General features: G+C 56.1%; 5 protein-coding genes. 3 read left to right on the top strand and 2 right to left on the bottom strand.

The genetic code is table 11. The features are described from left to right. The 3 genes from D5S03_RS07240 to D5S03_RS07230 all read left to right on the top strand — a co-directional run. Positions 1-792, top strand: a 792-nt coding sequence (locus D5S03_RS07240; protein ID WP_287043236.1) for a DNA polymerase, incomplete at its 5' end; no start/stop codon positions are given. 226 nt (positions 793-1,018) lie between these two features. Further along, the gene (locus D5S03_RS07235; RefSeq protein WP_287043235.1) at positions 1,019-2,170 is read left to right on the top strand and encodes a pyridoxal-phosphate-dependent aminotransferase family protein; all 1,152 of its coding nucleotides are present in this window, start codon (positions 1,019-1,021) and stop codon (positions 2,168-2,170) included. A gap of 69 nt (positions 2,171-2,239) precedes the next feature. Then, the gene (locus tag D5S03_RS07230) at positions 2,240-2,650 is read left to right on the top strand and encodes a DUF1844 domain-containing protein (RefSeq protein WP_287043233.1); all 411 of its coding nucleotides are present in this window, start codon (positions 2,240-2,242) and stop codon (positions 2,648-2,650) included. A gap of 11 nt (positions 2,651-2,661) precedes the next feature. Here D5S03_RS07230 and D5S03_RS07225 read toward each other — a convergent pair whose 3' ends face one another. Both D5S03_RS07225 and D5S03_RS07220 read right to left on the bottom strand, forming a co-directional pair. Next, a complete protein-coding gene (locus D5S03_RS07225) occupies positions 2,662-3,879 on the bottom strand; it encodes a M24 family metallopeptidase (protein WP_287043231.1) in 1,218 nt (405 codons plus the stop codon). A 19-nt stretch (positions 3,880-3,898) separates the two neighbouring features. Beyond that, the coding region (locus D5S03_RS07220) for a CofH family radical SAM protein (RefSeq protein WP_287043229.1) at positions 3,899-4,687 on the bottom strand (789 nt) is incomplete at its 5' end.

The following is a 4,687-nucleotide window of genomic DNA, read 5'->3' as shown; positions in this document are numbered from 1 at the left end:
GGGCGTCTTTCCAGCAGCAACCCCAACCTGCAGAACATTCCCATCAAGGGGGAGTTCGGCCCCAGAATGCGGGCCTGTTTCAAGCCCTCCAAGGGCAAGCTCCTGGTGGCTGCGGACTACTCCCAGATCGAGCTGCGCATACTGGCGCATATGTCCATGGATCCCAATCTGCTCCAGGCCTTCGGAGGCAATGAGGATATACACCGTCGCACGGCCGGGCTTTTGTTCGACAAGGATATACAAGAGGTCAGCCAGGATGAGCGGCGCAAGGCCAAGACCATAAATTTCGGACTGCTGTACGGGATGGGGCCACAGAAGCTGAGCCGGGAGCTTAGCATATCCATGGAAGAGGCCAAAGAATTCATAAGTGTTTACTTCAGTAAGCTGGACAGGGTGCGGGACTTTTATCAGCAGATCGAGGAAAAGGCCCAGGAGCAGGGGTATGTGACTACCATGGCCGGGCGCAGACGTCTTCTGCCGGATATAAATTCCAGAAACACCAACATGGCCCAGCAGGCCAGGCGTACCGCTGTCAACACCGTCATCCAGGGGTCGGCGGCGGATGTGATAAAAAAGGCCATGCTGGCTGTGGACAGCGATTCAGAGCTTCGTTCCCTGGGAAGCGTCATGGTTCTGCAGGTGCATGACGAACTGCTTCTGGAAGTGGATGCCCCCGTGGCCCAAAAGGCCGGGGAAAGGCTGGCCCGGGTCATGGCCGGAGTGGAGAGCCTGGAGGTGCCTTTGCTGGTGGAGTGGGGAACCGGGGAGAACTGGGCCGAGGCTCATGGGTGATTTTGGGAATTTTGGGATTCTGGGATTGGGGAATTAGGGAATTTAGGGATTGGGGGATTTTGGGATTGAGGGATTGGGGAATTGGGGGATTATGGGTGGGGACAGATACTCAGCTGAAGGCAAAATAATACGAGACTCTGAGGGATACTGTCGATACCGATTCCGATACCGATCCCGACCCCGAGAAAGATTGGCAGGTCCCTGAAAGCATAATGGAATATATTCTATGAACAAGCTTACCTATCTGACTCCTGAAAAAGGGCCGCTGCCGGAGCAGGTGCGCAGGGCCATGAGCCGAGACGTATGGGGCCTGAGGGAGCAGGAGATAAAAGAGGCATGCATCAGGATCGAGGCCGGTCTCAAGGCTCTTCTGGGAACAAAAGAGCCTGTAACCGTCTCTTTTGCTGGTGCTGCCGAAGTCCTGCGCAGGACGCTTCAGGCACAGTTTGAGCCTGGAGACGAGGTGCTGGTAGTGGAAGCCGGAATGCAGGGACTGCAGCTCTCCGATGCCGCCCAGTCCTGCGGCCTGGAGGTAGTGGCCCTGCCCATACCCTGGGGAAGAGCGGTGAAGCCGGGGGAAGTCGAGAATACCCTGTCCCGCTGGCCGGGGATAAAGGCTGTACTGCTTCCGGCAGTGGAGTGCTCCACAGGAGCGCTGCATCCGGTAAAGGATATTGCCGGGCTTTGCCGGTCCTTTGAAAAGATGCTGCTGGTAGATGCAACAGGGTTTACGGGATCCCACGCTTGCATGACTGATGCCTGGCCCGCTGATTGCGTCCTGAGTGCTTCCGGCCCGGATATCATGGCTCCCCCCGGGGCAGTGTTTACTGCTTTCAGTCACAGGGCTCGCCAAAATATGCATGAAATTTTTCAAGGGGATAAGTCTCTATGGCTTGACCCGGGGAAAATCAGCCCGGGGGAGGTTTTCAGCCATCCATTGCTGCATGTGCTGCCTGCCCTGGATGAGGCTCTGGGTATTTATATGCATCAGGGCCTGGATCACGCATCACAGCACTCAAAGGCCCTGTGTTTAATGGCCCGCGCAGGCGTGGAGGCCATGGGCCTGGAGCTTCTGGTCCACCGTGAGTTTGCCCGCAGCCTGACCAGCATCAGGCTTCCTCCAGGAATTGATGAGAAAAGGCTTTTACAAATGGCCAGGGATGATTATTCAGTGGTCATGGCCGGAGGGCAGGGGCAGCTTGCAGGAAGAACAGTACGCATGGGGCATGCCGGATGCACATCCTGGAAAGATGTCCTGGCCGGGCTTGTGGCCCTGCACCAGGCCTTTGTGGATTGCGGTGGGGTGTCCGGATCCCGGGATTATCTGGAACGGGCCTGGCTGGCCTATACTAGTATCTCGGAGCACAAACAGCTATAACTTTATCAGGCCGAAGATGCAGGCAGACTTATTTGCCGCATGGTTTCGGTGTTCAAGGAGGTGTTACTCATGGAGGAGAATAACGAAAACGTCAAGGTGACGGATCGCAGGATCAACTACGATCAGGACAGCGCTGATCAGCAAGGTGTTGCTCAGGAGAGCGAGGCCAGGAAGATGGAACGCAAAAAGGCGGCGCAAGACTACAAAGATGCTGCTGCAGACAAGGAGAATGCCTATCCCCGGCTGGATTTCTCCACTTTTGTGTTTTCGCTCAGTTCATCCGCCCTGGCCCACCTGGGGGAGATGCCCAACCCGGAAAACGGGCAGCAGGAAGTAAACCTGCCCCTGGCCAAGCAGACCATTGATATTCTGGCCATGCTGGAGGAAAAGACCCGGGGCAACCTTACTCATGCAGAGGAACAGCAGCTCAAGGATTTTCTGTTTGAAGTACGCATGAAATACGTGCAAAAGGCCAAGTAAGGTTCTGGCTGCTAGACCCGTACCGGCTCGAAGCTGTCCCCGGTAATGCACTCACCCCCGCGGGAAGTGACCTGAAAGGTGTTTTCCACACCTACCATGCCTGTGCCGGGAATGCCGATCTTGGGCTCCACCGCCAGGTACATGTTCTCCTGCAGGGGCTGATCAAATCCTTTGGCCAGGGGTGGATATTCATCCACCGCCAGGCCTATTCCGTGTCCCAGGAAGGGGACCTTGTTGCCGTCAAGTCCCATGAATCCATGGGACATGCCTTCTTTTTCCGCCATTTCCGCAGCCATGAGGTAAAGCTCCGAGGGGGTGTTGCCTGGTTTTAACCTTTTGGCCACCTCTTCCTGGATGCGCATGCACAGTTCGTGCGCCTGCATCACTTCCCGGGGAGGATCCCAGCGGCCGGGGAAATAGACCTGGGTCTTGTCGGTCTGGTAGCCTTCCAGGGCAAATCCGCAATCCAGGGTCAAAGGCTCGTCTTCCTGCCAGACCTTGCCGGCATAGCCCATCTGGGTGATGGCCGGGTGCTCTCCGCGCAGGCCTACGGGTCCGTTGAACACACTGGGATAATTGGCGCTGTCCCCTGCAGCCACGTGGCCCAGAAAGATTTCCTCCCCGAAGTTCTGCATGCGCATAAGGCCCTGGTGACCCTGAGAAAAAAAACATTCCCATACCTTCATGCTGATTTCGCGTTCGGTCATGCCCGGGTTTATCATCTCCGGCAGGAGATGATAAAGTGCATAGTGATGGCGACGGCCACAAAGCTGCATCTTTTCCGCCTCCCAGGAGGTCTTGACCATGCGGGTCAGGGACAGGGCCTGGTCCACGGCGACAAACTCCGGGCCGGTAAGACGCTTTTGCAGGTTGTCCGCAAGTCCCCAGGGAAGACCCATTTTTTCCGCCCCCAGGCGTTTGGGGATGCTCAGGTCGAAATCAGACAGGATGCCCGGCACCTGGCCGAAGGATTTAAAGGATACCACGCGCTCCAGAGGAGATTCCAGGCTGAATCGCTGCAGGCCCTTGCGGCACATGAATACCGGATCGCCCTCCATGGGAATCCAGAGCAGGCCGTTGCCGAAGGAGCCGGTAAAATAATATATGTTCAGGCGCGAAAATATCATGGCCGCTTCGCAGTCCAGGCCGCTGGAGCGGATATTGTTTCTAAAGGCCTCGATTCTTTGCTGCATCTCCTCTGCCGGGAGCTTTTCCAGGCTTTCAAACATATGTTCTCCTTGATTTGGTTTATTCCACCAGGGTGTAGTCCATCCTTCTTTTCCTGGGCTGGAATCCGGACTTTTGCACCAGCAGGCGCAGCTTATCTTCAGGGAGCTTGAAGCTGACCCCGGCTGCAGCCACCACGTTTTCTTCGATCATGGTGGAACCGAAGTCGTTGGCCCCCCACATGAGGGCCAGCTGTCCAACATGGGCCCCCTGGGTCACCCAGGAAGCCTGGATGTTGGGTATATTGTCCAGATACAGGCGGCTTAACGCCAGAAATTTCAAGTATTCCACCGAGGAGGCTTCGCTTACGTTCATCAGGGTGTTGCCGGGCTGAAAGGTCCAGGGAATAAAGGCAGTGAAACCATGGGTTATATCCTGAAGATCCCGGATTTTCTGCAGGTGTTCCAGGCGCTCCTGCATGGTCTCCACATGCCCCATCATCATGGTGGCCGTGGTTTTAAGGCCCTGATTGTGGGCTTCGTGCATCACATCCAGCCACTGCCGGGCGCTGCATTTGCGCGGAGCAAGCTTTTGGCGCACCCGGTCCACCAGGATTTCCGCTCCGCCTCCGGGTATGGAGTCCAGCCCGCTTTTTTTCAGCCTGGAGATGACCCGGCTTACGGAAATATTTTCCCTGCCGGCCAGGTAGAAGATTTCCGGCGGAGAAAATCCGTGCACAGCAAGATCCGGAAACCTGTCTTTGATAAAACGCAGCAGTTTTTCATACCAGTCCAGATCCAGGTCGGGATTTATGCTGCCTTGCAGAAGGATCTGCATGCCGCCCAGTTCAATGGTTTCAAGGATCTTTTG

The organism is Desulfonatronospira sp. MSAO_Bac3 (assembly GCF_003838035.1).
GTDB classification, from domain to species: domain Bacteria; phylum Desulfobacterota; class Desulfovibrionia; order Desulfovibrionales; family Desulfonatronovibrionaceae; genus Desulfonatronospira; species Desulfonatronospira thiodismutans.
The sequence above is the reverse complement of the archived record's forward strand: the minus strand, read 5'-3'. Positions and strand labels throughout refer to the sequence as shown.